The 24,930-nt window shown below is 34.2% G+C and carries 15 protein-coding genes; 2 read left to right on the top strand and 13 right to left on the bottom strand.

The genetic code is table 11. The annotated features are described in order from the left end of the window. Nucleotides 1-33 precede the first annotated feature (33 nt). Entirely contained in the window at nt 34-993 is a 960-nt protein-coding gene (locus AsFPU1_RS08555) for an RnfABCDGE type electron transport complex subunit D (protein ID WP_124971721.1), read from the bottom strand. Here AsFPU1_RS08555 and AsFPU1_RS08550 point away from each other — a divergent pair. Beyond that, nucleotides 992-1,657, top strand: a complete 666-nt coding sequence (locus tag AsFPU1_RS08550; RefSeq protein ID WP_124971719.1) for a Uma2 family endonuclease — start codon at nt 992-994, stop codon at nt 1,655-1,657. The two genes, AsFPU1_RS08555 and AsFPU1_RS08550, sit on opposite strands and share 2 nt — an antisense overlap. 38 nt (nt 1,658-1,695) lie before the next feature. Here AsFPU1_RS08550 and AsFPU1_RS23035 read toward each other — a convergent pair whose 3' ends face one another. Beyond that, a complete protein-coding gene (locus AsFPU1_RS23035) occupies nt 1,696-2,601 on the bottom strand; it encodes a PEP-CTERM sorting domain-containing protein (RefSeq protein WP_227873368.1) in 906 nt (301 codons plus the stop codon). Nucleotides 2,602-2,657: 56 nt separating this feature from the next. Further along, on the bottom strand, nt 2,658-2,831 hold the full coding sequence (locus tag AsFPU1_RS22560) for a hypothetical protein (RefSeq protein ID WP_172957435.1): 174 nt from the start codon (nt 2,829-2,831) through the stop codon (nt 2,658-2,660). Between AsFPU1_RS22560 and AsFPU1_RS08535 the strand changes: the two genes are divergently transcribed. Then, nucleotides 2,830-3,495: a Uma2 family endonuclease gene (locus AsFPU1_RS08535; RefSeq protein ID WP_124971889.1), complete on the top strand. Its 666-nt coding sequence runs from the start codon at nt 2,830-2,832 to the stop codon at nt 3,493-3,495. The genes AsFPU1_RS22560 and AsFPU1_RS08535 overlap by 2 nt on opposite strands. 38 nt (nt 3,496-3,533) lie before the next feature. On the opposite strand, the gene AsFPU1_RS23030 is transcribed toward AsFPU1_RS08535, so the two are convergent. The 10 genes from AsFPU1_RS23030 to AsFPU1_RS23370 all read right to left on the bottom strand — a co-directional run bounded on the left by AsFPU1_RS23030 (nt 3,534) and on the right by AsFPU1_RS23370 (nt 24,837). Further along, on the bottom strand, nt 3,534-4,514 hold the full coding sequence (locus AsFPU1_RS23030; RefSeq protein ID WP_227873367.1) for a PEP-CTERM sorting domain-containing protein: 981 nt from the start codon (nt 4,512-4,514) through the stop codon (nt 3,534-3,536). Between the two features lie 65 nt (nt 4,515-4,579). Next, on the bottom strand, nt 4,580-6,634 hold the full coding sequence (locus AsFPU1_RS08525) for a CRTAC1 family protein (protein ID WP_227873366.1): 2,055 nt from the start codon (nt 6,632-6,634) through the stop codon (nt 4,580-4,582). A gap of 15 nt (nt 6,635-6,649) precedes the next feature. After that, on the bottom strand, nt 6,650-7,726 hold the full coding sequence (locus AsFPU1_RS08515) for a DUF1702 family protein (protein ID WP_124971717.1): 1,077 nt from the start codon (nt 7,724-7,726) through the stop codon (nt 6,650-6,652). 646 nt (nt 7,727-8,372) lie between these two features. Continuing rightward, complete coding sequence (locus AsFPU1_RS08510) at nt 8,373-13,268, bottom strand: non-ribosomal peptide synthetase (RefSeq protein WP_124971715.1); 4,896 nt, start codon at nt 13,266-13,268, stop codon at nt 8,373-8,375. 83 nt (nt 13,269-13,351) lie between these two features. Continuing rightward, nucleotides 13,352-14,146: an SDR family oxidoreductase gene (locus tag AsFPU1_RS08505; RefSeq protein WP_124971713.1), complete on the bottom strand. Its 795-nt coding sequence runs from the start codon at nt 14,144-14,146 to the stop codon at nt 13,352-13,354. Between the two features lie 2 nt (nt 14,147-14,148). Then, nucleotides 14,149-14,838, bottom strand: a complete 690-nt coding sequence (locus AsFPU1_RS08500; RefSeq protein ID WP_305765116.1) for a cupin domain-containing protein — start codon at nt 14,836-14,838, stop codon at nt 14,149-14,151. 80 nt (nt 14,839-14,918) lie between these two features. After that, the gene (locus tag AsFPU1_RS08495) at nt 14,919-15,521 is read right to left on the bottom strand and encodes a LysR family transcriptional regulator (RefSeq protein WP_124971711.1); all 603 of its coding nucleotides are present in this window, start codon (nt 15,519-15,521) and stop codon (nt 14,919-14,921) included. A gap of 143 nt (nt 15,522-15,664) precedes the next feature. Beyond that, on the bottom strand, nt 15,665-20,428 hold the full coding sequence (locus AsFPU1_RS08490) for a non-ribosomal peptide synthetase (protein WP_124971709.1): 4,764 nt from the start codon (nt 20,426-20,428) through the stop codon (nt 15,665-15,667). Nucleotides 20,429-20,579: 151 nt separating this feature from the next. Further along, complete coding sequence (locus AsFPU1_RS08485; protein ID WP_305765115.1) at nt 20,580-24,185, bottom strand: SDR family NAD(P)-dependent oxidoreductase; 3,606 nt, start codon at nt 24,183-24,185, stop codon at nt 20,580-20,582. Continuing rightward, nucleotides 24,148-24,837, bottom strand: a complete 690-nt coding sequence (locus AsFPU1_RS23370; RefSeq protein WP_305765114.1) for a hypothetical protein — start codon at nt 24,835-24,837, stop codon at nt 24,148-24,150. The genes AsFPU1_RS08485 and AsFPU1_RS23370 overlap by 38 nt, the downstream gene beginning before the upstream one ends. Nucleotides 24,838-24,930: the final 93 nt, after the last annotated feature.

The raw sequence follows: 24,930 nt of genomic DNA, 5'->3' as shown, positions 1-24,930 counted from the left end.
CTTAGTAGGGTGGGCAATGCCCACCATTGTGACTTAAATTTGTGTAATAAAAGGACGTTCACTTAGATGAGACTTTAATCTTTCAATCAAGGGATTTAAGTAATAAATTAAACCCCGAATTAGACAGATTAATGTGAGTCCGAAAAACATTCCAAAGACTACATGAAACAGCATTAAAATTCCGTAAGCAGCACCAACAGATAAACCAAAAATGACTTGACTTTTAGCTTGAATTGGGGTAGTACCTGGATCACTTATCATATAGAAAGTAAAGAGGACAAAAGCAACCCCTGTCATGGGTAATAAGGCTGGAACTAATGGAGTTCCAAACCAATAACTTCTGATAACTGCTTGTAAAAAAAATCCGCCAACCCAACTCATAATTAATGGTAATTTATGAGTAAAACGAGCATTAAGAAAAGTTCCTGTACATATAATAATTCCTGGAAACATCCAATCTGCCCATCCATATAAATTCTCAGTAAATTGATATGGTGGAGCAATTCCTATCCAAGGAAATAGAATTAAAGTTACACTAATTCCAAAATTTGAAGGATTGAAAAAATGTCGTAATTTATTACCTATAGAAACCCGAAATAGATATTTAGAGGCAATAGCAACTGCTGTCGCAAAAGCAATAGGAAATAATCGCTCATTAGCATATAAAAGCATAGCCACTGCTAATGCTGTAATATGAGCAGGAAGTAAAAAGTCAATAAATGTAGTTAGATTTCCCAAGAAACGAGGTTGTTTATCTTGACTTAAAGCTTCAACTGTTTCTAACAATAATTCCATGATATAAGCAGTAATTAAAGACACAAAAGGTTGGGCCCAAGATTGCTCAAAACCGAGGAAAGTATGACCTAATATATTGAGGAATGTAATAGCGATCGCAAAACGACGTAACCCTGCAAGACGATAGTTTATTGTCGAAGGTTGAGTTTGAGGAATTGGGGTAACATTGGAAGTAGAAATCAATTGGGTAATTGTCATGGCTTTAATTCAAGAGATAACAGAGGATGTGATCTTTCCTTCTAGTGACTTACTGAGTGATGAACCGCCAATGGAAACAGAACTGCATTTGCGACAATTGATGTTATTGATTCAATCGTTAGAATTATGTTGGCGAGATCGTCAAGATTTCTATGCTTTTGGGAATTTGACCATTTATTACAGTCCCCGTCAACGGAAATCTGAACATTTTCGAGGCCCTGATTTTTTTGTGGTTTTAGATGTAGAAAGGAAACCTCGTAAAAGTTGGGTAGTTTGGGAAGAAGGGGGAAAATATCCTAATATGATTGTGGAAATTTTATCGACAAGTACAGCAGAAACTGATAAAGGATTAAAGAAACAAATTTATCAAGATATTTTCCGTACCCCTGATTATTTTTGGTTTGAGCCAGAAAGTTTAGAATTTCAAGGATTTCAGTTAATGTCAGGTCAATATCAAGCAATAGAACCTAATGAAAACGGATGGTTATGGAGTCAACAGTTAGGGCTATATTTAGGGATTGATAATGACCAATTGCGTTTTTTTACTGCTGAAGGAAAGTTAGTTTTAACCCCAGAAGAAACAGCAGAACAGCAACAACAAAGGGCAGAACGTTTAGCTGAGAAACTGCAAGAATTGGGAATTAATCCTGATGACATTGAGTAGGTTGGGTTAAGCGAAAGCGCAACCCAACTACGAGAAATCTATGCCTTGTCTTGTTGACGTTTCTTGCCTAATTTCCGTTTGAAGAATGTGCCGAAACCCATAGCAGTAGCAGAACCCAAAATTGTTAAAGGTTCAGGGGCTGTCCTGACAGTATGATGTCCTGCACCACCAGCATCATGTTCAACAATACCAATAACAAAGAAATCTGTTTGAGTTTTGGAGAGATTTGTATGAATATTGGCATTAATATCTCCAACAACTCCTCTCACTTGACTCGGTCCTTCCGTCTGTATCACTTTCTCTGTGATACGACGCGTCCACTTTCCGTTACGGCCATGTAAATCAACAGAAAAGTTATCACACGGAGCAGTACCAAAAACGTCAGCACAAGAGAGAGTTGCTGCTCCTTTTGAAACAGGGTGGAAACTAGGAAGAAAATTGACAGTAAAATCACTAAAGAAAGTTCGATCTTCGTTGATATTTATGGTTCCTGTTGATTGTTTATTAGTATTGAGATCAATGAAGATATTAAATAATGACCCCTTATAACGTACCGGACTTTTACTCTTCAACGATAGGGCAACAACCTCAACATTGCTTACACCATATTCGCCGTCTTGAGCATCAGTGTTAAAGGTTATATCATCCAATCGTCTGACGACGGTATCTGTCTTCAGATTGAGTGTTACGCCTTTACTATCCTTGAGTGGTTCGCTTGAGCCAGGTGGTGTCCACTGACCAAGGGGACGACTAATAAATTCAACATTACCAACAACATCGTTAAAATTGAAAAATGAACCGTTTTTAGTTTTCCAATAATCAGACCCTTTAACAACTGTCAACGCACTAGCTGATTCTGCAAACCCTAAAAAGGCGATCGCACTTAACCCCACAGCACCGATTAAACTACGGGTAACAAACTTCGGTGAATTTAAAAAATTCATGGTTTAATACTCCTTGTGTAAAATAAACAAACTTGATTGATTTAGTACAGAGTGGATTACCTGTATCGATACAAATATCCTGAACTGCACCATCTAAAAATGCGACTAGGATCGACAGTAGTAGCGATCGCAAAACGACGTAACTCTGCAAAACGATAGTTTATTGTCGTAGATTGAGTTTGAGGAATTGGGGTAACATTGGAAGTAGAAATGAATTGGGTAATTGTCATGGCTTTAATTCAAGAGATAACAGAAGATTTGATCGTTCCTTCTAGTGACTTACTGAGTGATGAACCGCCAATGGAAACTTATTTACACCTCCAACAGATGATTTTGTTACTGAAATGTTTAGAATGGCGGTGGCGAAATCAACAAGACTTTTTTGCTGCGGGGAATTTGACTATTTATTACAGTCCCCGTCAACGGAAATCTGAACATTTTCGAGGCCCTGATTTTTTTGTGGTTTTAGATGTAGAAAAGAAACCTCGTAAAAGTTGGGTAGTTTGGGAAGAAGGGGGAAAATATCCTAATATAATTGTGGAAATTTTATCGACCTCAACGGCAGAAACTGATAAAGGATTAAAGAAACAAATTTATCAAGATATTTTCCGTACCCCTGATTATTTTTGGTTTGAGCCAGAAACTTTAGAATTTCAAGGATTTCAGTTAATGTCAGGTCAATATCAAGTAATAGAACCTAATGAAAACGGATGGTTATGGAGTCAACAGTTAGGGCTATATTTAGGGATTGATAATGACCAATTGCGTTTTTTTACTGCTGAAGGAAAGTTAGTTTTAACCCCAGAAGAAACAGCAGAACAGCAACAACAAAGGGCAGAACGTTTAGCGGAGAAACTGCAAGAATTGGGAATTAATCCTGATGACATTGAGTAGGTTGGGTTAAGCGAAAGCGCAACCCAACTACGAGAAATCTATGCCTTATCTTGTTGACGTTTCTTGCCTAATTTCCGTTTGAAGAATGTGCCGAAACCCATAGCAGTAGCAGAACCCAAAATTGTTAATGGTTCAGGCATTTCTCTGGGATCTACAGGGATACGTGCAGATTTGGTGAGTCGAAAATCAAATTCAGCAAAATCATCCTGGTTAAAGCCAATACCGTGACCGGCTAAAGTAAGACTACCAAATGCTTGTCCTGGGGTACAGCGACGAATAACAGGCAGACAGCTCTTAAAGTAAACTCGAACGGGGTCTGAACTTTCATGGAGATAGACAACTTTGGGCGGAAAGTTCATCAGATTATCGTCCCCTCTTAAAAAGAGTGCTTTAGTATTAAACAATGTTCCCAAACCGGGAATATCGACTTCAGCAAAAACATTGAAAAAACTCTTGGCAGGAAAATCAAAGTTAGTATTACCGATATCATCCCCTGTTGCATTGGATTGAACTTCCCCTGGACTGATGGGGCGATTCGGTGCTTTACTACCAACCCGAACATTAAATCCTCCGCCACCGGTCAGCAATAATGACTCAACATTGGTATGAACTTCTCTAGCAGCAGGAAGTTTAAATTCAAGAGGCATAATCGAGAAATCACTATCAGAGATGATTCTCTTTGCCGTACCTACGATTGCTCCTCCTGTGTCAGCAGCATCCCCATCAATATGAGGATTACTGCGCCCAATGACGGTGTTGGAATCAAACAAAATAGGACTGGTTAAAGTAAAGGTTTTCTTGTTATATAAGGAGGCAGGTTGACCAACAAACAGGTGTCGCCACTTACGATTAACCACAATCTGGAAACTGCCTAGAGATTGTGTTACATCGTCAGTAGGTCCTGCATTGAAGGGACCTCCGGCGGCTTGTGCTTTTACTGGAATTAGGGTGATCGCACTTAACCCCACAGCCCCAATAAGACTGCGACTAACAAACTTTGGTGGATTTAAAATCTTCATGGTTGAATACTCCTCGAATTAAACAAATTTGCTTGATTAACACAACTTTTAAAGTATATTTAGTCCTAGCTTTTGCTAGAAGCGATTTTTGTCGTTTCTCCCAGGCGCACTGTATGGCTTCCTGGTGATAACAACAAACTTGTGTGCTGGGGTTGTCCCTCTATATCGCGCCACTGCACCTCAACAGGTAAGGCAGCATCTACACTCACTTTTCCTAAGCCAAAGTGCAACCGAGAACTTCTCACACCGGAATGTCCATTTCCTCCGTCTACTTGGGCCACTAACTTGCGGCCATCAGGTAAACCTACGGTTACAGAAGCACCGATCGCCTCAGAAATAGAAGCGTTACTATAGCGCAATAGTTTTAAATCTAAAAATGCCCCTGTGTCATGACTATCATTGCGATAGAAATAGGAATCGTCCCATTGGTTGGCAAAAACGAAGTCTAAGTCCCCATCTCCATCAACATCGGCAGTCGCAATACCGCGCGTCACATAAGGCTCATCTAACCCTAATTCTGGGGCTAAATCATAGTAACGACCATCCCCAGCACGGACAAAGAAGGGGTTATGTTGATGACCACTTAAATCATCTCCGTCTTGGAATTTAAACCAACTATTAGATACTTTTAATAATTGATCATTGCTTAATGCTAATTCATGTAATTCTGGCCAACGGTAAACCTCTCCTTTACGAAAACCAGTCGCTTGTAAAGCTTCTAATTCTCCATCGTTATCAAAGTCAGCAAATTTGGTTTCCCAACCCCAACCACTACGAGATACTCCTAATGGTTCACTTTGATCTTTATAAGGTGCTATTCCTTTTTTCATCTTATCATATTCTCCTGTGCTTGTAAAGAGAAAATGACTTTCTTCTAAAGCATATTCATCAGCAATGTTACTGACATATATATCTAATAAGCCATCATGATTAATATCGCCAAAATCTACACTCATTCCTTTAAAAGAATCATGACCCAATACTTTAGAATTAGGCGTGGTAAACCCTTTCTTTCCTTGTAAGACAGCAAATTGAATTTTGCCAGGAACCGAGCGATTATGTAACAATCGATCTGGCCCAAAATCATTAGCAAAGTAGATTTCTGGTAATAAGTCTCCATCTAAATCAGCCGTTCCTACCCCCAATGTCCAGCCATGAAGTGTCTGTTGATCAAAAATACCTTTGACATCTTTATAAGCAATATTTTCAGGATTTTCTTGCCACAATAAAACTCTATTTGTTCCACCATTATATGCACGGGTCATAGAATCTTGCATTTCTTCTATTTTCGTGCTATCAGGATCAATAATTTCTGAGTTATCACGGAAGTAATTACCAATAATTAAATCATTGTGTCCATCCCCATCTAAATCAGAAAAAGTAGCGGCATTTGTATACCATTTATCCCCGGTAAAAACAATATCTTGAGCCTCATAACTATTACTATTAAGACTCAATAAAGTTGAAATTTTTTCACCTTTGTGTAAGGGCGAGTTTATCCCATTTATTTGTGTTGAATCCTCAATTTTTGCTATGTGTAAGGGCGGGTTAATCTCATTTATCTGTGTTGAATCCTCAATTTTTGCCAAAAACCCGCCCCTACCGACTTCTGAATTCAAAAAAGCAACCGGAGTGCGTCCCCAATAATAAACCAAGAGATCCATGGCCCCATCTTCATTCATATCCCCTGGTAAACAACCCATAGGTGCCATCGTTACAGCATCATAGGCTAAATTAATAGGAGACAAAGTAAAGGGTTTATAGCGATCGCCCGTCCCTGGTACTGGTGCAACAATGACTTGATCATTACGTGGTTCCACATAACAAACATCATTATCTAACCCATCCCCATCAAGATCATTTAGGGCAACAGCCGCCCCTACCGCCGAAATCCAACCAGAATGACGTTCTAAACTAGGATTTACTTGACGAAGCTGATGATAGGGTTCCCCTGCTACTTCTGGTAAGGGAAAACGAGTAAATTGGAATCTAGAAGCGATCGCCTCCCTTTCAGTGGCCGAGAGGACAGGAAGACGAGAAAAGGCAAATAAGACAATAATAACGGTAAAAGCTAAGATATGCTTGCTATAGCCTCGGATGGCTTCTTTTAAGTTTCTCATGATGCTAATTTCTACTTAAATAAAGTGCTTTTGAATCCCTTGCCGCCACTGTTCATAAACCGGAACAGTTTCGCCGTAGGATAATCCTGTTAAGGTGTCATCCGTAATATCGGCTGCTTGTTGGGCTGACATTCCACATAAAATCTGAGCCGCTATTTCCGTATGTTCGGTTAAATTTCCAGCTCTAATGCGTGTTTTAGCCGCAAAAGCCACCCCTTGAGCTAATTCTGGATAATAAGGTTTCGCTGCCTCTTTTAAACTGGCTATAGCATGGTTTTCCATACCACCTGCATAACCACAAGCTAAACCGATACCACTCCATAAATCAGCCCGTCTATGAGGTTGAAATTGAGCGATCGCTTGTTGAATGGCATTAAGATCAGCCCCTTTGACAAACCAAAGACTTCTACCTAAACCTTGATCAAAGACGCGACAGCTATACCCTGACAGGTTTTTCGGTGGTTTAATGCCTTGTATATAGTCTCGCCAATGAAAATATCCTTGATGAAACCCATACCCGTCTATGGATAACCAACCCAGTAGGGAGTGAGGGTGTGAGGGGGTGAGGGAGTGAGGAGAAGTAGGGCAAATATCCCAGTTTCCCAGACTTCTAACCTGTGCCTTTTCTAGTTCAGTTAAATAGGATTGAATGCCCCCAGGAAGCCGCGCTAATAGCCATCCAATGCCCACATAAGTCATATAAATGTGGTTTTGACCTTCATCTATTAAATATTGTTCAATTCTCCTAGAATTCCAAGGAGTGAGGCGATCTAATAAGGCTAACCCCATAGCAGCCCCTTCAAAAGCAAAACCCCGGTATTCTGCCTCTATTTGATTAATTTGGGCAATAACACCACTAGGATCATTAAAGGCGATCGCTGTTTGATATCCCTGTAAAAAGGTCTTACCAATGGTTTCTAAATGCTGTTGTGTCTTGGCATTCGTCTCTTGAAACCCCCGTTTAGCAAAGGTTGCTTCTTCAAGGGAAATGCTTAACAGGGTTTGTCGTAATTTATCCACCAATGAAGGTGCAAATGTAGACTTCTCCTGACTCTTGAGAAATGGTGTTGAAATTGCTAGAATGATAAACATAATGGTCTGAAGTCATCCACCCCTGGCAGGGTGGATGGTTGTAAAATGACTATTTTTAGAATTTTTTAGGCTGAGTTGGGGCTTTTGTGCTTCAACTCGGTTTTTTTAGGAATCACCCTAAGTCGAGTTTATGCTTTGTGCTTGTATCATCTTTTTCTCCTTGCTATTTTAAACAGCAAATATTTGGATAGCAATAAATGTAAAGCAAGTCTTTTCATTCCGGTGTTAGTTTTCCGAAAAAATGTAAACGTTCGTTACATTTTTTCATATATATTCAAATAACTTAAAATAAAAAAGACTGATTGTTAAGTTAATATTCATTTGTCATAAATTCTATCCAACTTTGTCCAACTTTGTCCGACTTTGTCTCACTTTGTCCCACTTTGTCCATTAATTTTAACCTCAATTATTCATAAGAGAGTTGAAAAAAATATTAAAAGCCTTATGCAGTCTCCAACATAGAGATTTGAAGCCAGAACAGTCTGTTCTATCTATCTATATGACCAAATTTTCAATATTATCTGTGATAAAATCCCTAGAATTTGTTTTTGTCTGTAAGCCTCTACGCATTTAAACTGTATATTGGCAAAGCGCGGAAACAAACCATCAAACCATCACCCCATAACTCCATCACTTGTTACTTTTATCAATAAAAATTACTATCAATAGAATCCGTTAGTAGCAGAATTTTTGCTAGATCAGCTATCGTAGGTTGCTCGAAAAAATAATGTAGAGGAATATTTTTCTGCATTTTTTGATTCAGTTTATTCATAATTTGAAGCAGTTTTTGAGAAGTTCCCCCCAATTCAAAAAAGTTCTGTTTAATACCTACTTGTTCTAATTCTAAAACTTCTTTCCAAATATCAACTAACATTTGTTCTGTGAAATTTCTGGGTTCAATCACATTGATTGTTTCAATATTTTGCCTTGAAGAAGCTAACGAATTAAGAGCCATAGATGTTTGTTCATAAAAAGAAAAAAGGTCAGCAATTTTCTGATCAGGATTGGCAACAATATTTTTTAATAATTCCTGAAAATAGTTACTCATTTTGATGATAGTTTTTTGAGCAAATAAATCAGATTTATAAACAAGATAACCTTTAACACCCTCATCAGTTTCTTCTAAAGACATAGTTAAATCAAATTCTGCTGTATCTTCTTGTTCTATATTGGTTTCAAAGAACTGTTCCTTGAGGGTAAGATTAGCTAATTTTAAGTCTGGTTTTGAACTATTGTGAAACAAAAACATTACTTGAGTTAGTAGTAAATATCGGGAGTCTCTAATAGGCTTTAAATGTTCTATTAATTCTATAAAAGGAATTTCTTGATGGGCATAAATCTCTAAAGTAGCTTCACGAATTTGGCGTAGCAAATCCCGAAAACTAGGATTACCTCCAAAGTTAGCATAAATGGGAAAAAGGTTAACAAAAAATCCGATTAAGTCTTGTATTTCTGCTCGATTACGATTGGCAATTATTCCTCCCACAATAATATCTTCTTGTTGTGTATAATAAAATAATAATGTTTGAAAAGCTGATAACAAAGTCATATATAAAGTAGCCTGTTCTTGTTGACTTACTATTTTTAAAGCCCTAGTTAATTCTAAAGAAATAGTAACTGGATAAGTGGCACCTTTAAAAGTTCGTTTTTCTGTCCTTGGATAATCAGTTGGCAGGTTTAAAATAGGAGGATTAACCCCTATATATTGTTTCCAAAAATTAAGATGTGATTCCCAGAATTGTTGATTACGTGACTGCCATTGCCAAAGGGAAAAATCAGCATATTGAATAGGTAAATCAGGGAGTGAGGAAGGTTGATCCTTAGAAAAAGCCTCGTAAATAACGCTTAATTCTCGAATAAAAATACCAAATGACAAGCCATCAGAAACAATATGGTGCATGGTAACAATAAACAGGTAGTCATCATTCGATAATTGAAACACTTTACTGCGGAATAATGAACCCTTTTCTAAATCAAAAGATTGAGCCATTTCCTCAGATAATAATTGTTGAGAAACTTGTTCTTGTTCTTCTTGACTAAGTAACTCTAGATTAACAATTGAAAAATCTAAACTTGTTTCAGTTTCAAGGGGAATTCTTTGAAATACTTGTCCATCTTTATAAATAAAATTTGTTCGTAAAATTTGATGACGCTTAACAATTTCTTTTAAGCTTTTTTCTAAAATAGAAATATTAAGCTTGCCTTGAATTTGATAAACTAAAGGTAAATTATAGACAGAGTTTTCTGGATAAAATTGATCAAAAAACCAAAGCTCAAACTGAGTTAATGAAATGGGAATTAATTGATTATTACCTAATTGTCGTGAAATTGCAATAATTGGTTCGCTTATCTTATTATTGTTCTGCTTTTCAATATTTTGAGCTAATGAGGCAATTGTAGGAGAATCAAATAAACTTCTTATCGGTAACTCTATGTTAAACGTCTTACGAATAAGAGCCATAACTTGAGTAACTAATAGAGAATGTCCTCCCAAGGAAAAAAAGTTGTCATTAATTCCAATTTTTGTGAGTCCTAAAATATCTTGCCAAATAGCTGTTAATATTTCTTCAGTGGGTGTATTAGGTGCAACATATTTTTGGATTAATTCTGGTCGGTTTGTTGTTGGTTCAGGCAATTTTCTACGATCAACTTTCCCATTGGATGTTAATGGAAGATATTCCATCGACATAAACACAGAAGGAATCATATATTCAGGAAGTTGTTTTTCCAGAAAACTTCGCAATGCTTCAATAGTAATTGTTTCAGTTTTTAAAGGAACAAAATATGCACATAAATATTTATCTGTAGCTTTTTTTCCATATACCTTAACGGTCGCTTGACTAAGGCCAGGATGTTGATTTAATACAGCTTCTAATTCTCCTAATTCAACACTATAACCTCTAATTTTAACTCGGTCATCCATTCGACCGATAAATTCAATATTTCCATCGGGTAAATAACGAGCTAAATCTCCTGTTTTATAAAGATAGAAATCGAACTGATTATCTTGACAAAAAGGATTAGGAATAAATTTTTCAGTAGTTAATTCTGGTCGATTAAAATAACCACGGGCTAATCCACTACCACTAACATACAATTCTCCGGTACTACCTAATGGGACAGGTTGTAGATCCTCATTTAATAAATAAACTTTAACATTAACAGCTGGTTTACCAATGGGAGGATAAAAAGGCCATTTTTCAGGGTATATATCAAAAGCATAAACTGTTACTAAATCAGCTTCAGAAGGGCCATAAAAATTATAAAATCTACAATTATCTAATTGTTTAAATAAGGCAATCATAGGTGGAGTTATTTGTAATTGTTCTCCTGCCGCAATGGCTTCTTTTAAGTTCTTAAATAGATGAATTTTATCACCATATAATTCAGCAATTTGTTGCCATAAAGTTACAGGAAGAATAGCTTTCTCAATCGAATTATCAGCAAGTAATTTAACTAATTTATCTAAATCTAACCGAGTTTCTTCCGAAGCAATGTATAGGGTTCCGCCAAAACACCAAGCAGCAACCATTTCATGATAGCTAACATCAAAACTAAAAGAGGCAAACTGAAGAACCTTACAACCAGTTAACATTTTATCTCGATGATGTTCAACTAAATTGGTGAGTGAACGATGGGGAACAGCAACCCCTTTAGGAATACCTGTGGAACCAGAGGTGTAAATAAGATACGCTAAATGATGATGATTAATTTCAATCGTTAAATTTTGACAAGACTCTTGACTTATTTCCTCCCATTGATCCTCTAATATAATCAAATGCTTTACCAAATCTTTAGACAGCATTGACTGAAAAGATTCTTGAGTTAAGACAATGTCGGTTTTGCTATTTTCTAAAATAAAATTAATTCTTTCTTCTGGATATTTAGGATCAATCGGAACACAAGCACCTCCAGCTTTTAAAATCCCCAAAATAGCAATAGCAATATCTAAAGACCGGTCAAGACAAATTGCTACAAAACTATCTGGTTTAACTCCTAAATAATGTAAATAATGGGCTAATTGATTAGCTTTTTCATTTAACTGTTGATAGGTTAATAATTCGTTTTTATAGACAACTGCTACTGCATTAGGATTCTGTGAAACTTGTTTTTCAAAGAGTTGATGAACACATTGGGTAATAGGAGACAAAGAAAGGGTATTATTCCATTCATTTAATATCATTTGTCGTTCTGCTTTAGTCAAAATCGACACATCTTTATGACAACGATCAGGATTAATAACAATTTCTTCTAGCAAAGTTTGTAGATGACAAAGCATTCGATCAATGGTAGTAGCATCAAAACTATTTTCTTCATAATTAATCATTAAAGCCATTTCAGAAAAAGGAATCGCTCGCACTACTAACGGATAATTAGTTTGTCCAATATCTTCCATTTCGATGATTTTTAATCCATCAGGAAGGTTTTCAGCTATAGCGGTAGCAGGATAATTTTCAAAAGCAAGAATTGTCTCAAATAATGACTCATCTCTAGATATATCACTCCATCCTTTAATATCGACTAAAGAACTATAAGAATATTGTTCACTCTCAATATGTTGCTCTTGAATTTGGCTTAACCAGGGTAAAATTTTTGTCTCTTTAGGTATTTTAATTCTGGTAGGTAGGGTATTAATAAATAACCCTACGATAGATTCTATTCCTGATAAAGTAGAAGTGCGCCCAGATACGACCGTGCCAAAAACAATATCTTTTTCTCCACTATAACGGCTCAATAATAAAGCCCAAGCGGCTTGAACTAAGGTGGACAAAGTGAGATGGTTTTGAGTGGCAAAAGATTTTAATTGACTTGTTAATGAAGCTGATAAATTTTTCCGAAGAATATTATAAGTTTTATCGGTTTTTTTATCTAATTTATCTTCTCTTAAAGGAGTAGGAATAGTAAATCCTTTTAATGTCTTTCTCCAAAAGGTTTCAGCCAAAGATTTATTTTGTTTTTGTAGCCAATTAATATAGTCTTGATAGGGACGAGGACTAGCTAAATTATCAGATTTTCCTTGCTTAATGGCTTGATAAATAATAAATATTTCCTGAAAAATAATAGGCCAACTCCATCCATCACACAGAAGATGATGAAAACTCCAAATTAGTTGATAAGTATTATCATTAATTTGAATTAGGTTACACCGCATTAACGGAGCTTTATCTGTGTTAACACCTTGCTTTCTATCTGCTTCTAGAAAAACCTTAAGACAGCTTTCTTGATCTTGTTGTGATAGATTTCTCCAATCATGATTAATCCAAGGTAATTTTACTTGTTTTCGCACAATCTGAAGGGGAGTTTTCCGATTTTTCCAGATAAATACCGTTCTTAATATAGGATGTCTATCTAATATTGTTTGCCAACCTTCCTGAAAAGCTATAATATCAAGTTCCCCTTGAATTTTCAAACAGAATTGATCAAAATAAAGATTAGAATCAGGATTATAAAGAGTATGAAATAACATTCCTTCCTGGGTTGGAGACAGGGGATAAATAGCTTCGATATCTTTATTTTTGTGAGATTTATTTGAAGTGACCATAGGTTTTTAAGTTCATAATTAACTAATCAGGATAAAAAAACACACCTTAGTTGACCTTTTATTGATGAACAGTCTCTAATTTTCTAGAAAGCTGCTGTGGATAAACCACCATCTACAGGAATCGTTACCCCTGTTATATAACTAGCACATTCTGAGGACAAAAAAGTGACAAGATTGGCGATTTCATGAGAATTTCCAATACGCTCAATGGGGATGTTTTTGATTATCTTTTCTCGAATAAAATCAATAGTTGTACCTTGTTTGTTAGCATTAATTTCTAAATATTGTCTATGTCTTGGAGTATCAATAATACCAGGATTAATACCCGTTACTAAAATATTAAATTTAGCTACTTCAGTTGCTAATGCTTTAGTGAAATTAATTAACCCTGCATTAGCAACTCCTGATTTAATTAAACGAGATGATGGTTCTTTACCAGATGTTCCAATAACATTAATAATACGTCCCCATTGTTGATTTTTCATACTTGGCAAAACTAAATTAGTCATGCGTATGTAGCCCATTAATTTTCCTTCAAATGTGTTTTTCCATGCTTCATCTGAAATATTTTCTATTAAGTCTCCTGAAAAACTAGCTCCTTCTGAATTATTAATTAAAATATCAATTTTTCCAAACTTTTCTAAGGCTTTTTGAACCAGATTACGAGAATCAGATTCTTGCTGAACATCCGCTATGACACTCATGATTTCTCCCTGAAAATTAAGTAATGCTTGATGCGCTTTCTCTAGATTTTTACTATGTCTCCCACAAATTATTAAATGACATCCTTCCTTTGCCATTTGTTCAGCGATAGCAAAACCAATTCCTGCACTAGCTCCTGTCACTAGAGCGATTTTTTTAGTTAATCCTAAATCCATTTTTATAACTCCTTTAATAAAATCTCAAGTAAGGAAACAGTTTGATTGCTAACATTAACTACTTCATAAGAAGTTTGAGCAGGAACATAATAAATATTTCCGTACGTTAAATGTTGCTTTTCTGTAGCTATTTCAATTTCTAATTTTCCGTTCAGAGTAATTCCCATTATTGATAAATTCGGTTGTTGTTTCGGAATGTTTTTTTTAGGAGGAATGTCAGTAATCATAATCTCAAACCAAGGGCCTTCTACAGACCGACAAGGTAATCCAAAAGTTTTATTATAAGCGTCAACAACTCGTAAAATTTCTGACCCATTTTCTTCTGATACAGAGGCAGGAATAATCCGTTTGACATCAAATCCTAATATTGTTTGAGATAGAAGATTTTTTGAGCCATGAGGAATATTTGCACCAGCAACATACACATGATCTAAAGATTGAATAATAGTTTTATTTCCATTAATATTAATTTCCAAATTGTCATTAAATATCATTCCAATTTGACTTTCTTGGTGTTCATGGAGAGGAAAAGTAGCCCCTGGTGCAATAGAAGCTAATTGAACGATAGCATCTTCGCATTGAAAGGCTAATAATTCAACCTGTCCATTAACATTAACTATTTTTTGTTGTGGAAAGAATCGAGACATTTTCTTTTCTCTTTTAGGAGTTTCCTTAGAATTTCTGGTTAGCATTTTTTCTTACTATTAAAGGAAGGGTTTAATTTTAGATAATTAATGGTGTTTAAAATTAAATTTTATCAGTTTACAATCGCTCATCCAAATTGATCTTTTTTCTGAAAAATAGACCAACTCATATTGATTTTTCCGTAAGTTACAATAAACTCTAAATCATTATCTTTTAATGCCTTTTCATTAGTAATAGCTAAATCAGCTAATCCTTCTTTAACGTAAATAGCTGCCAGACTGGTAGAGTTAACGAATTCTATTTTTATATTTTTTTTATTTTGATAGTTGGGTAATAAATAAGATAGCAATGGTAAGGGAGCAGGATGAGTAACAATTGTACAATTTTCTGTCATAAACTTTGCTTTTTTTTGTTTAGCTAATCCATAAATTGGAGTGGGATAAGTAAAGAGAAAACTCAGTTTAAAACATGGCTCCATATAAAAATCATTAATTTTTTCATACGCATGGGGAACCAATGCCAAATCTACCTCATTTTTGAGTAAGGAATTCTTGAGTTCTGTGAAACTATCAAACCAACAAGGTATTATAGTAATTTGTTCTGCTTGCCATTGAGTTGCTAGGTAGTTTAAAGTTTGTCCACTACTGGTATTTTCAGGACCAAGAGTCCCTACTTTTAAAGGTTGTCCTGAAATTCCACTAAAACTAAATTCTATTGAATATTTTAACATAATTTTAATAATGAAGATAATTTTTGTAATAATAAATTAAGACTGTTGGAATTCACGATAATTATCTGAACTTTAGTCTTAATAACTGTTTTGAACAGATACAATAATTTTACCATAATTGATTCCATTAATCAAGAAAAAAATTATTCTAATTGTGATAGCAAATCATCTAATTCATCTTGAGTAAAATTAGCATCGGGAAAATCTGATGGAGTGTAATCTCCCTCTGTTGATAGACAGTGATTAATAAGACAATCTAAAGATTCTTGATAATTACTTACTAACTGTTGAATGGTTGCTTGATGATGAAAATTTTCAGCATATTGCCATTCTATTTTTAGTTGACCATCAATCACCATCCCATTAATATCAATTAAATGAGAACGTTGTCCCAATGGACTATGAATAGACCCGCTAAACGCCTGAGAAAATTGCCAACCCATCCCAATTTGATGATGAGTAAATTGTCCTAAATAGTTAAAGCTAATTTCTGGTTTGGGATAACCCTTTAAACGGGATTGAATGGTTACATCTGGGTTGAGATAATAGCCAATTCCGTAATCAATTCCTCTATTGGGAATTTGTCGTAATTGTTCTTTCACTGACTTAATACACTCTCCGAGTGAGTTGATATTTTTTACTTTCAAACAAACAGGAAATAAACTGGTAAACCAACCAATTGTTCGAGACAATATCAAGGAATCAGAAATATTTTCTCTTCCATGACCCTCTAAGTCAAGTAATAGAGTAGAACAACCAGTCCAAGACACAAAAGTTTGAACTAAAGCTGTTAACAAAATATCATTAATTTGGGTATTATAAGTCTGGGAAACTTCTTGTAATAATAAGTGAGTTCTTTGTTTTGTTAGGCTAAAAGAAACTGTTTTAGTATTAGCGACAATATTGGAGTTGATATCAGCTTCATTGTCAACAGGTAAAGAAGAAATGATAGAAATGTCAGCGTTTAACCAGTAGTCTAAATAAGACTTATGTTCTTCTGTTTGAGCATAGTTTTGTAATGCTTGAGACCAATCTTTAAAAGAGTTAGTTTTTAGAGGCAATTTTATAGATTGTCCTGATTCTAATTGTTGATAACTGGTTGTGAAATCTTCAAGAAGAATTCGCCAAGAAACCCCATCCATAGCTAAATGATGAATAATAATTAATAATCGTCCTTTTTCACCTAATTGAAAGAAAGTGACAGAACTTAAAAGTCCTTTTTCTAGGTTGAAGGAACGCTGATAACTTTCAGCTAATTCTTCTATTTTTGTTAATTGTTCTTGTTTAGATAAGGATGATAAATCAACAAGATTAAAATTGAAAGAATTGCAATTATCGCTATTATGTTGTTGCCATTGTCCCTCTTGTTTAACAAAGCGTAAACGCAAAGCATCGTGATGTTTAAGTAAATTTAATACTACGTTTTTTAATAATTCTGGGTTTAAACTTCCAGGAACTTCTAAAAGAATTGATTGATTAAAGTGATGAGGTTCGGGTAACTGTTGCTCAAAAAACCATTTTTGAATGGGGGTTAACGACACTTCTCCTGTCACTAAATCTTGCCTTATTTGAGAAACATAATTTATCTCAACTACCGAGGCTAATTGAGTGATCGTTTGATGCCTAAATAACAGTTTTGGTATAATTTGTAGACCCGCTTGATTCGCTTTAGCAACAATTGAAATGGCAAGAATGGAATCACCACCTAATTCAAAAAAGTTGTCATGAATGCCAATTATTTTCAGATTTAAGACTTCTTGCCAAATTTCAACTAAGATTTTTTCTATTTCCGTACTAGGAACTATATGAGTTTCCTGTTCATCTATTTTAATATCGGTTTCAAGGAGGGCGCGACGATCTATTTTTCCATTAGCAGTTAAGGGGAAAGCGTCCAGTTTGATAAAAAAAGCTGGTATCATATATTGTGGTAACTTCTCTTCTATAAAGCAACGCAATTCCCCAATTGTTAATGAGTCAGAGGCAATAAAATAGGTATACAAACGCTTTAATCCAGATGGTTCTTCTTTAGCAATAACTATGGCTTCTTTTACTTGAGGATGAAGATTAAGTACAGATTCTATTTCACCTATTTCAATCCTAAAACCTCTAATCTTTACTTGATCATCAATGCGACCGACAAATTCAATTTGTCTATTGTTTCTATAGCGAACTAAATCTCCTGTTTTATAAAGTTTTTCTCCTTCTATTCGACTAAAAGGATGAGGAATAAATCGAGTTTCAGTTAATTCAGGAAGGTTTAAATAGCCATAGGCTAATCCTGCGCCACCAATATATAATTCTCCTGTGATGCCAATAGGAACTGGTTGTTGACATTGATCTAAAATATAGACCTGATTATTAGTAATAGGACGGCCAATAGAAGGCTCTTTTTCTCTTAATAAATCAGAGGTTAGTTTTTGTGAGGTAGTAACGACTGTATTCTCTGTGGGACCATAGTTATTGACTAGGGTAAAAGGAATGGATGAAGATGGAAAATGATTCAACTTATCACCTCCGGTTAACAAAAATCTTAAAGAACAATTGTTTGTCCAATCATCAGTGATTATGGTTTCTGCTAGAGGAGTAGGTAAGAAAGAAATAGTAATTTTTTGCTCAGATAAAAAATCTTTGAGCAGATTAGGAGAAGTGATAATATCTGAGGGAACAATATAAAGACTAGCACCACAAGTTAAATAAGGCCAAATTTCCCATACCGAAGCATCAAAAGCAATTCCAGCTAATTGAGTTGCTCTATCTTTTTCAGTAAGATTAAAAGCATTTTGATGCCAAAAAACAAGGTTTAATAAACTTTTATGCTGAATTAAAACTCCTTTAGGTGTTCCTGTAGAACCCGATGTATAGATAACATAAACGAAATTTTTAGAACTTATTATATTGTTAGGGTTATCTAGAGAATTTTGTGTGATATTGTTCCAATTTTCATCTAAGTCAATCCTTGTCCCTGAGTAATTATTAAAAAGATTGGTTAATTTAGTTTGAGTTAGTAAGACCAATATTCCCGAATCTTCTAACATATAATTTAGCCGTTTTGGAGGATATTTTGCATCCAGAGGAACATAAGCTCCACCCGCTTTTAAAATAGCTAAAAAGCCGATAATCATTAAAGGAGAACGCTCTAAACAAATGCCGACTAATTGATTAGATGTTACCCCTAAACGTTGCAAATAATGAGCGAGTTGATTTGCTTTTTGATTTAATTCTTGATAAGTAAGGGACTCATTTTCATAAACAACTGCCACCGCATGGGGCGTTTTATTTACCTGTTCTTCAAATAACTGATGAATAGATTTATCACTAAGATAAGGGGTTTCAGTTTGATTCCATTCTACTAATAATTGTTTTTTTTCTGCTTCAGTTAATAAGGGTAGTTTAGTAATTTTTTGCTGCGGATTCGTTATAATGCCATTTAATAGAGTTTGAAAATGATCTATCATTCGATTAATTCTTTCCCTATCAAATAAATCACTATTATATTCCCAACAACCTTCTATATAAGGACTTTGTTCTGTTTCTTTTTCCTCTAAAATCAAAGAGAGATCGAATTTTACATGAACATTTTCTACAGATATTGGTGTTATTTTTAACCCTGATTGCTCTAATTTAGTAATGGGGGTATTTTGTAGCGCAAACATAACTTGAAAAAGAGGATTATAACTTAAACTCCGTTCTATCTGCAAAGCATCTACAACTTGCTCAAAAGGGGCATCTTGATTAGCATATCCTTCTAAAACAATTGTACGAACTTGTTGTAATAATTCTGTAAAAGAAATATCCTCATCTAAAGACGTTCTCATGACTAAAGTATTAACAAAAAAGCCAATCAGTGGCTCAATTTCTTTGTGGTTACGATTAGCCATAGGAGTTCCTATGAGAATATCTTTTTGGTTACTATAACGAAATAGTAAAATCTTTAAGGCAGTTAACAGAGTCATAAACAAAGTAACCCCTGATTTATGACTCAGAAATTTTAACTTTTCTGTTAGTTCAGCATCAATTTTAAAGAAAATACTATGACCTTGAAAAGTTGGAGTTGCTTGTCGAGGTTTATCTGTTGGAAGTTCTAATAAAGGGGGAGCATTTTCTAATTGCTTTTTCCAATAATTAAGTTGTTTATCTAAGATATCTCCTTGTAACCATTTTCGTTGCCAAATTGCAAAATCTGCATATTGAATAGTTAATTTTGATAAAGGAGAAGGTTCATTTGATAGATAGGCTTGGTAAAGGATAAATAACTCTTTAAAGAGGATACTTTTTGACCAACCATCAATAATAATATGATGAATCACTAAAACTAAAATATAAGATTCTGACCCTTCATCAATCAGAGTAAATCTGAACAAGGGAAGCTTAGTTAAATCAAAGCTTTTTTGGAGTTCTTGAGTAATAATATTATCTATAGTATCTTGTGAACTATGGTTTAAATTAAGAAGGTTCAATTTAATATTTAAAGCAGGAGAAATTGTTTGGATGGGATTATCCTCTACCAGGGTAAAACTGGTTCTTAAACTCTCATGGCGTTGAACAACTTCCTGAATACTTTTTTCTAATAAATTAATATTTAAACTGCCTGTCAGACGAATAACAGCAATCTCATTATAAGAAGGATTATCCTTATCCATCTGAGAAAAAAACCACATTCTTTGCTGAGCAAAAGATAAGGGAATATCTTCATCTCGTGAGATAGGAACAATGGGTAAAAAATCATTATAGTCAGATGTTTTGCTCTCTTTTAAGAAAGTCAGAATATCCGATTTTCTGATTCCTATTTCTTGCTTAATTTCGGGAGTCATTACTCCTTTAGGCGCGTTATATTTTAGCTTTTCTTCTTCAAGCCAAAGTTGGATATCTAAACTATTTAAGTAAGCTAAAAATTCTACGAGTTGCATTTGTCTATTTTCTCCAGAAAATTATGAATAATAAGTTTTTTAGCAATCCTCCTACTTGTTAGTTAGAAAGTTTTCTCGTTTTGGGGAACAGAAAATAAGGAATAAATTAAGATATACCTCATAAGTCCAAGAAACGTTATATGAAATAATATCATAATTCTCCTTCTTCATAATCTTTTTCTGTTTTTCTTAACAAAATTTTGGCATTCTGTGTCATTTTTAGCACCTCAATTATTTGACCTAAGTTGGCAATAGTTGGATAGTCTAAGAGATTTTTTAAGGAGAGATGTACGGAAAAAGTATTATGTAATCGAGAAATAACTTGACTTGCTAGAAGAGAATGACCTCCTAGTTCAAAGAAATTGTCGTGAATGCTAATTTTTTGTATATTTAATATTTCTTGCCAAATTTGAGCTATTTTTGTTTCGGTGTCATTTCTAGGTATTATCCATTCTTTATCATTTTTTCCTGTGATTTCTTGAAGTAAAATATCTTTATCAATTCGACCATAACTATTTAAAGGAAAAGATTTTTTAAGAAATAATTGACAGCTATAAGAAGTTGCAAAGCGATCTTTTAGATATAATTTACTAGGCAATTTAAGCGCGTTAGAAGACGGTTTAAGGGAGTAGTAAGCAGTTAATTTTTCTAACCTTTCAAACAAAGATATATAAGGCTTAATTTTAGGTTTATTTCCGTCTAAACCAATCATTAATTGTTTGTGATGATGGTATAAACTAGCTAAAAATGAATTTAATCCTTGCTGTACCGTTACACTATAATAGCCTTGGGAACGAACTGTATATTTTCCTTGACTCATCCCTGTTTCTTGCCAAGAAGTCCAACTATAACAATAACTGGGATATACATTTGTTGCTTGTTGATAGTCGTTTAAATGTTCGAGAAAACGATTAGCTGCAGTATAACCACTAAGGGTTGCACCTCCGAAAAAACTAGCTAAAGAGGAAAAACTAATAAACATGACTCGCTCTTTTTTCATCAGTTGATGTAAGTTCCAAGTACCTAAGACTTTGGGACGAAGTAGTTCTGATAAATTTTGTTTTGTCTGCTCAATTATTAATTTTTCTTGATAAATTCCAGCCAGATGAATGACCCCATTGAGTTTACTTTGCCATTTATTTTGTGCCTCGTTGACAGCTTTTTCTAACTGAGTTAAGTTACCTATATCTACTGCTTTATAAATGACTTCTCCTCCCAGTTTCTCTAAAGTTTGAAGATGTTTTATTTTTTGACTATACTTATCTTCTTTTTTGATGAACTCATTCCAATCTTTTTTATCCGGTAAAATAGTTGTTCCTAGCAATAGTAAACGAGCGTTATAATTTTTAAGTAGATACTGAGAAATTTCTATACCAATACCGCCTAAACCTCCAGTAATTAAATAAATTCCTCCTTGTTCAAAGGGAATTTTTTGTGCATTTTTTTGAGAAAATTCAACTTTTTCTAACCCTTTTACTAACCGCTTTCCTTGTCTGTAAGCTATTTCTTTTTCTTTAGATAAAGTTAATAATTCTTCTAAAATCAACTTACTATTGAGTGTAATTCCGTCTACAGGTAAGTCAATATGGCGACTATTAATCCAAGAAAATTCTTGAGAAATTGTTTTATTTAATCCCAAAACAGGAGACTTTTCATATGCTATTTTCTCATGATTATCAACCCATTGACTATCACTTGAAATAAATAGCAACTGAATCTTTTCATCAATGTATTGTTTTGCAAAATATTGATTTTTAGCTAATGCTTGAACAATGAATAATAAACTATAAATACCTTCTTCTTGAGCTTTTTCTAGTTGTTCTGAACAATCAATTTCTCCTTGATAAGTTTGATAAGTCCAGAGATGAATAATATTGCTAATGGGATGATTTTGTTGAGCTAAAGAGGTAATTAAACTTAGATAGTGGTCGGATTCTGTGGGATTAATTGTATAAGAATTACTGTTTAATTGAGTATAATTTTTTCCTGCTAGAATGGTGATATAAGGTAAGTTTTTTTCTTGTAATTGTTTGGCTAAAAATTCTCCTAATCCTAACTGATCAAGAAAAATCAAAGTATGCCCATTGGGTAGATTTTGCTTGAGATGAAAGATTTTTTTTTCTTGCCAAACTTTACGATAAAACCAATCAGGAATAGTCTGGTTATTTTCTAAGAGAATATCTATTTCTTTTATAATATCTTTAAATTCTCCTTGTCTGAACCGTTCGATTAATTGAGATCTCTGAGTTTTCCCAATAGAGGTTTTAGGGATTTCTTTTTTATTTAAAGGAATTAAATAGTCTGGATTAATTCCAAAATTATTAATAACTTTTTGTCTGATTTTTTTCAGTAAATTCTTTAATTCTTCTGAAGTGACAAGTTGCGTACTAAAAAATAAAGCTAATTTATCAGTTTGACTATTATCTTCTTTAACTGCACAAGCTGCTGTGTAAGATGCTTCTACCACTTCTATTGTATCGACAACAGTTTCAATTTCGTGGCTATAATAATTAACTCCATTAATAATAATGGTTTCTTTACTTCTTCCTGTAATAATAAGGTGTCCATCTTTAATAAAACCTAAATCTCCTGTGTCAAACCAACCGTCTTTTAAGAAGGCTTTTTTATTGGCTTCGGGGTTTTTATAATACCCTGGTGATACGGCATCTCCTTTAACCTGTAAATGACCGATGGTATCTTCTGGTAATAAAACATTATCTTGATTAACAATTCTAATAGAAATGCCTGAAATGGGCAATCCTAAATCGGTAAATGTTGTCCCATTGGGATGTTCTGGATGAACTCGTTTTAAGGTTTGATTTAAAGAAAATTTATCAATGGTATGAAACAATAAGGGATGTTCTTCAGTACCTTGATAATAAGTGATTCCTGAACCCATTTCTGCCATACCAAAAGCAGGACGAACCGCAGTTTTTTTAAATTTATATTGATTATGAAGTTTGTTAATAAATTCCTCAACTGTTGTATCAGAAACTGCTTCACCTGCTGTTAAAACAAACTTAACGCAGCTTAAATTCCAATTTTGAGAAGGTTCTTTTTTTAAAGCTTCATTAATCAGGGTATAGGCAAAATTAGGAGACCAACTATTTGTGATACGATATTGATTAATTAAATCTAGCCAATTCAAAGGACGACTAAGAATATAGTCTGTTTCCACATAAACCATATCACAGCCTAAATCAACACAGCGAATATGAAATTCAGAAATACTGCCAATATGGTCAAAAGGTAGCCAGTTAAGAATAATATCATCCTTACTATAACCGCATAATTCGTTAGTTCCTCGACCACGAGAAAGGAGATTTTTATGGGTTAAAGGTATACATTTAGACATTCCTGTACTACCAGATGTAAGGCTAAAAAATGCGATATCCTCTGGTTGATTAATATAATAATATTCTTGGGGAGAATAAGCTTTTAATTCTTCAATTAATTTAATATTTAAAGTTTGGTTAGATAGCCATTTTTCTAATGTTTTCACTTCGGATTTACAAAATTCATTAGTAATAATTAAAGGATGTTCTAGTAATTCCCATACCTGACAAATTTTGTTAATGTCATTACTAATATTTTCATAGCTAGGAGGAACGGCTAAAATTACTGGAATAACCCCGCATAAAATACAACCCCAAAATGCGGCAATAATATCACTGGTTTCTGATAATTGGAAAATAACTTTATCTTGAACTGTTAAACCACTATTTTTTAAGGCCTGTGTGTATTCTTTGTGCTTCATCCCAGAGTTGTTGATAGGATTGAAAAATTTCCTGCCCATTGGACTTAATATAGATAATTCCTTTCTGCTGATTTTCTCTTGCTTGTTTCTGTAAGACTTCTCCTAAAATTTTAGGGTTTGAAACCGATTTTAGCAAACTTTTCCCATGACTAATTGCAAGTTTAGAAGGGTAAAAATTATCCTGTTGATTACTTTTATTTTCAACAATTTTAGTCTTTTCATTAATCTCTTTTGTCTCTTTTTGGGGAAGTATATCCGATAAATGTAGAGGCAAAATGTTATTTGTTTGGGGTGTAATTAAAACTGCAGCCTGATCAATTTCAGGTAAACATTTTAGTTCTTTTTCAGTATATTCAATTAAATAATTATCAATAATTTCTATACTTTTCAGGGCAATTTCATCAACCTGACCGATTTCTGTTAAAGGAATACAAGAAACAGGTACATAATGATTTGGTAATAAATAATTTGGTAATTTGGCTTGTAAATCAGTAGATAATTGTTCAGAATTCCAGATTCCAGCATAAACAATATAGGCAATTAATTCGTCATCGCACATTAGTAAATAACAATCTTCTACTAAGGGATTAGATAACAATATCTTGACAATTGCCTGATGATCTAACTGTGGCTTTTTTGGCTGGATTAACATACGCTAATAACTATCAGTATAATGGAGATAATTGTTCCTAAATACTTAAAAAAAGGTTGATTGTTTTGTCTCTGAAATCGATAATAATCTGTT

This window comes from Aphanothece sacrum FPU1 (assembly GCF_003864295.1).
Lineage (GTDB): Bacteria > Cyanobacteriota > Cyanobacteriia > Cyanobacteriales > Microcystaceae > Aphanothece_B > Aphanothece_B sacrum.
Note: the sequence above shows the minus strand (reverse complement) of the source record. Positions and strands in the feature narration are given on the sequence as shown.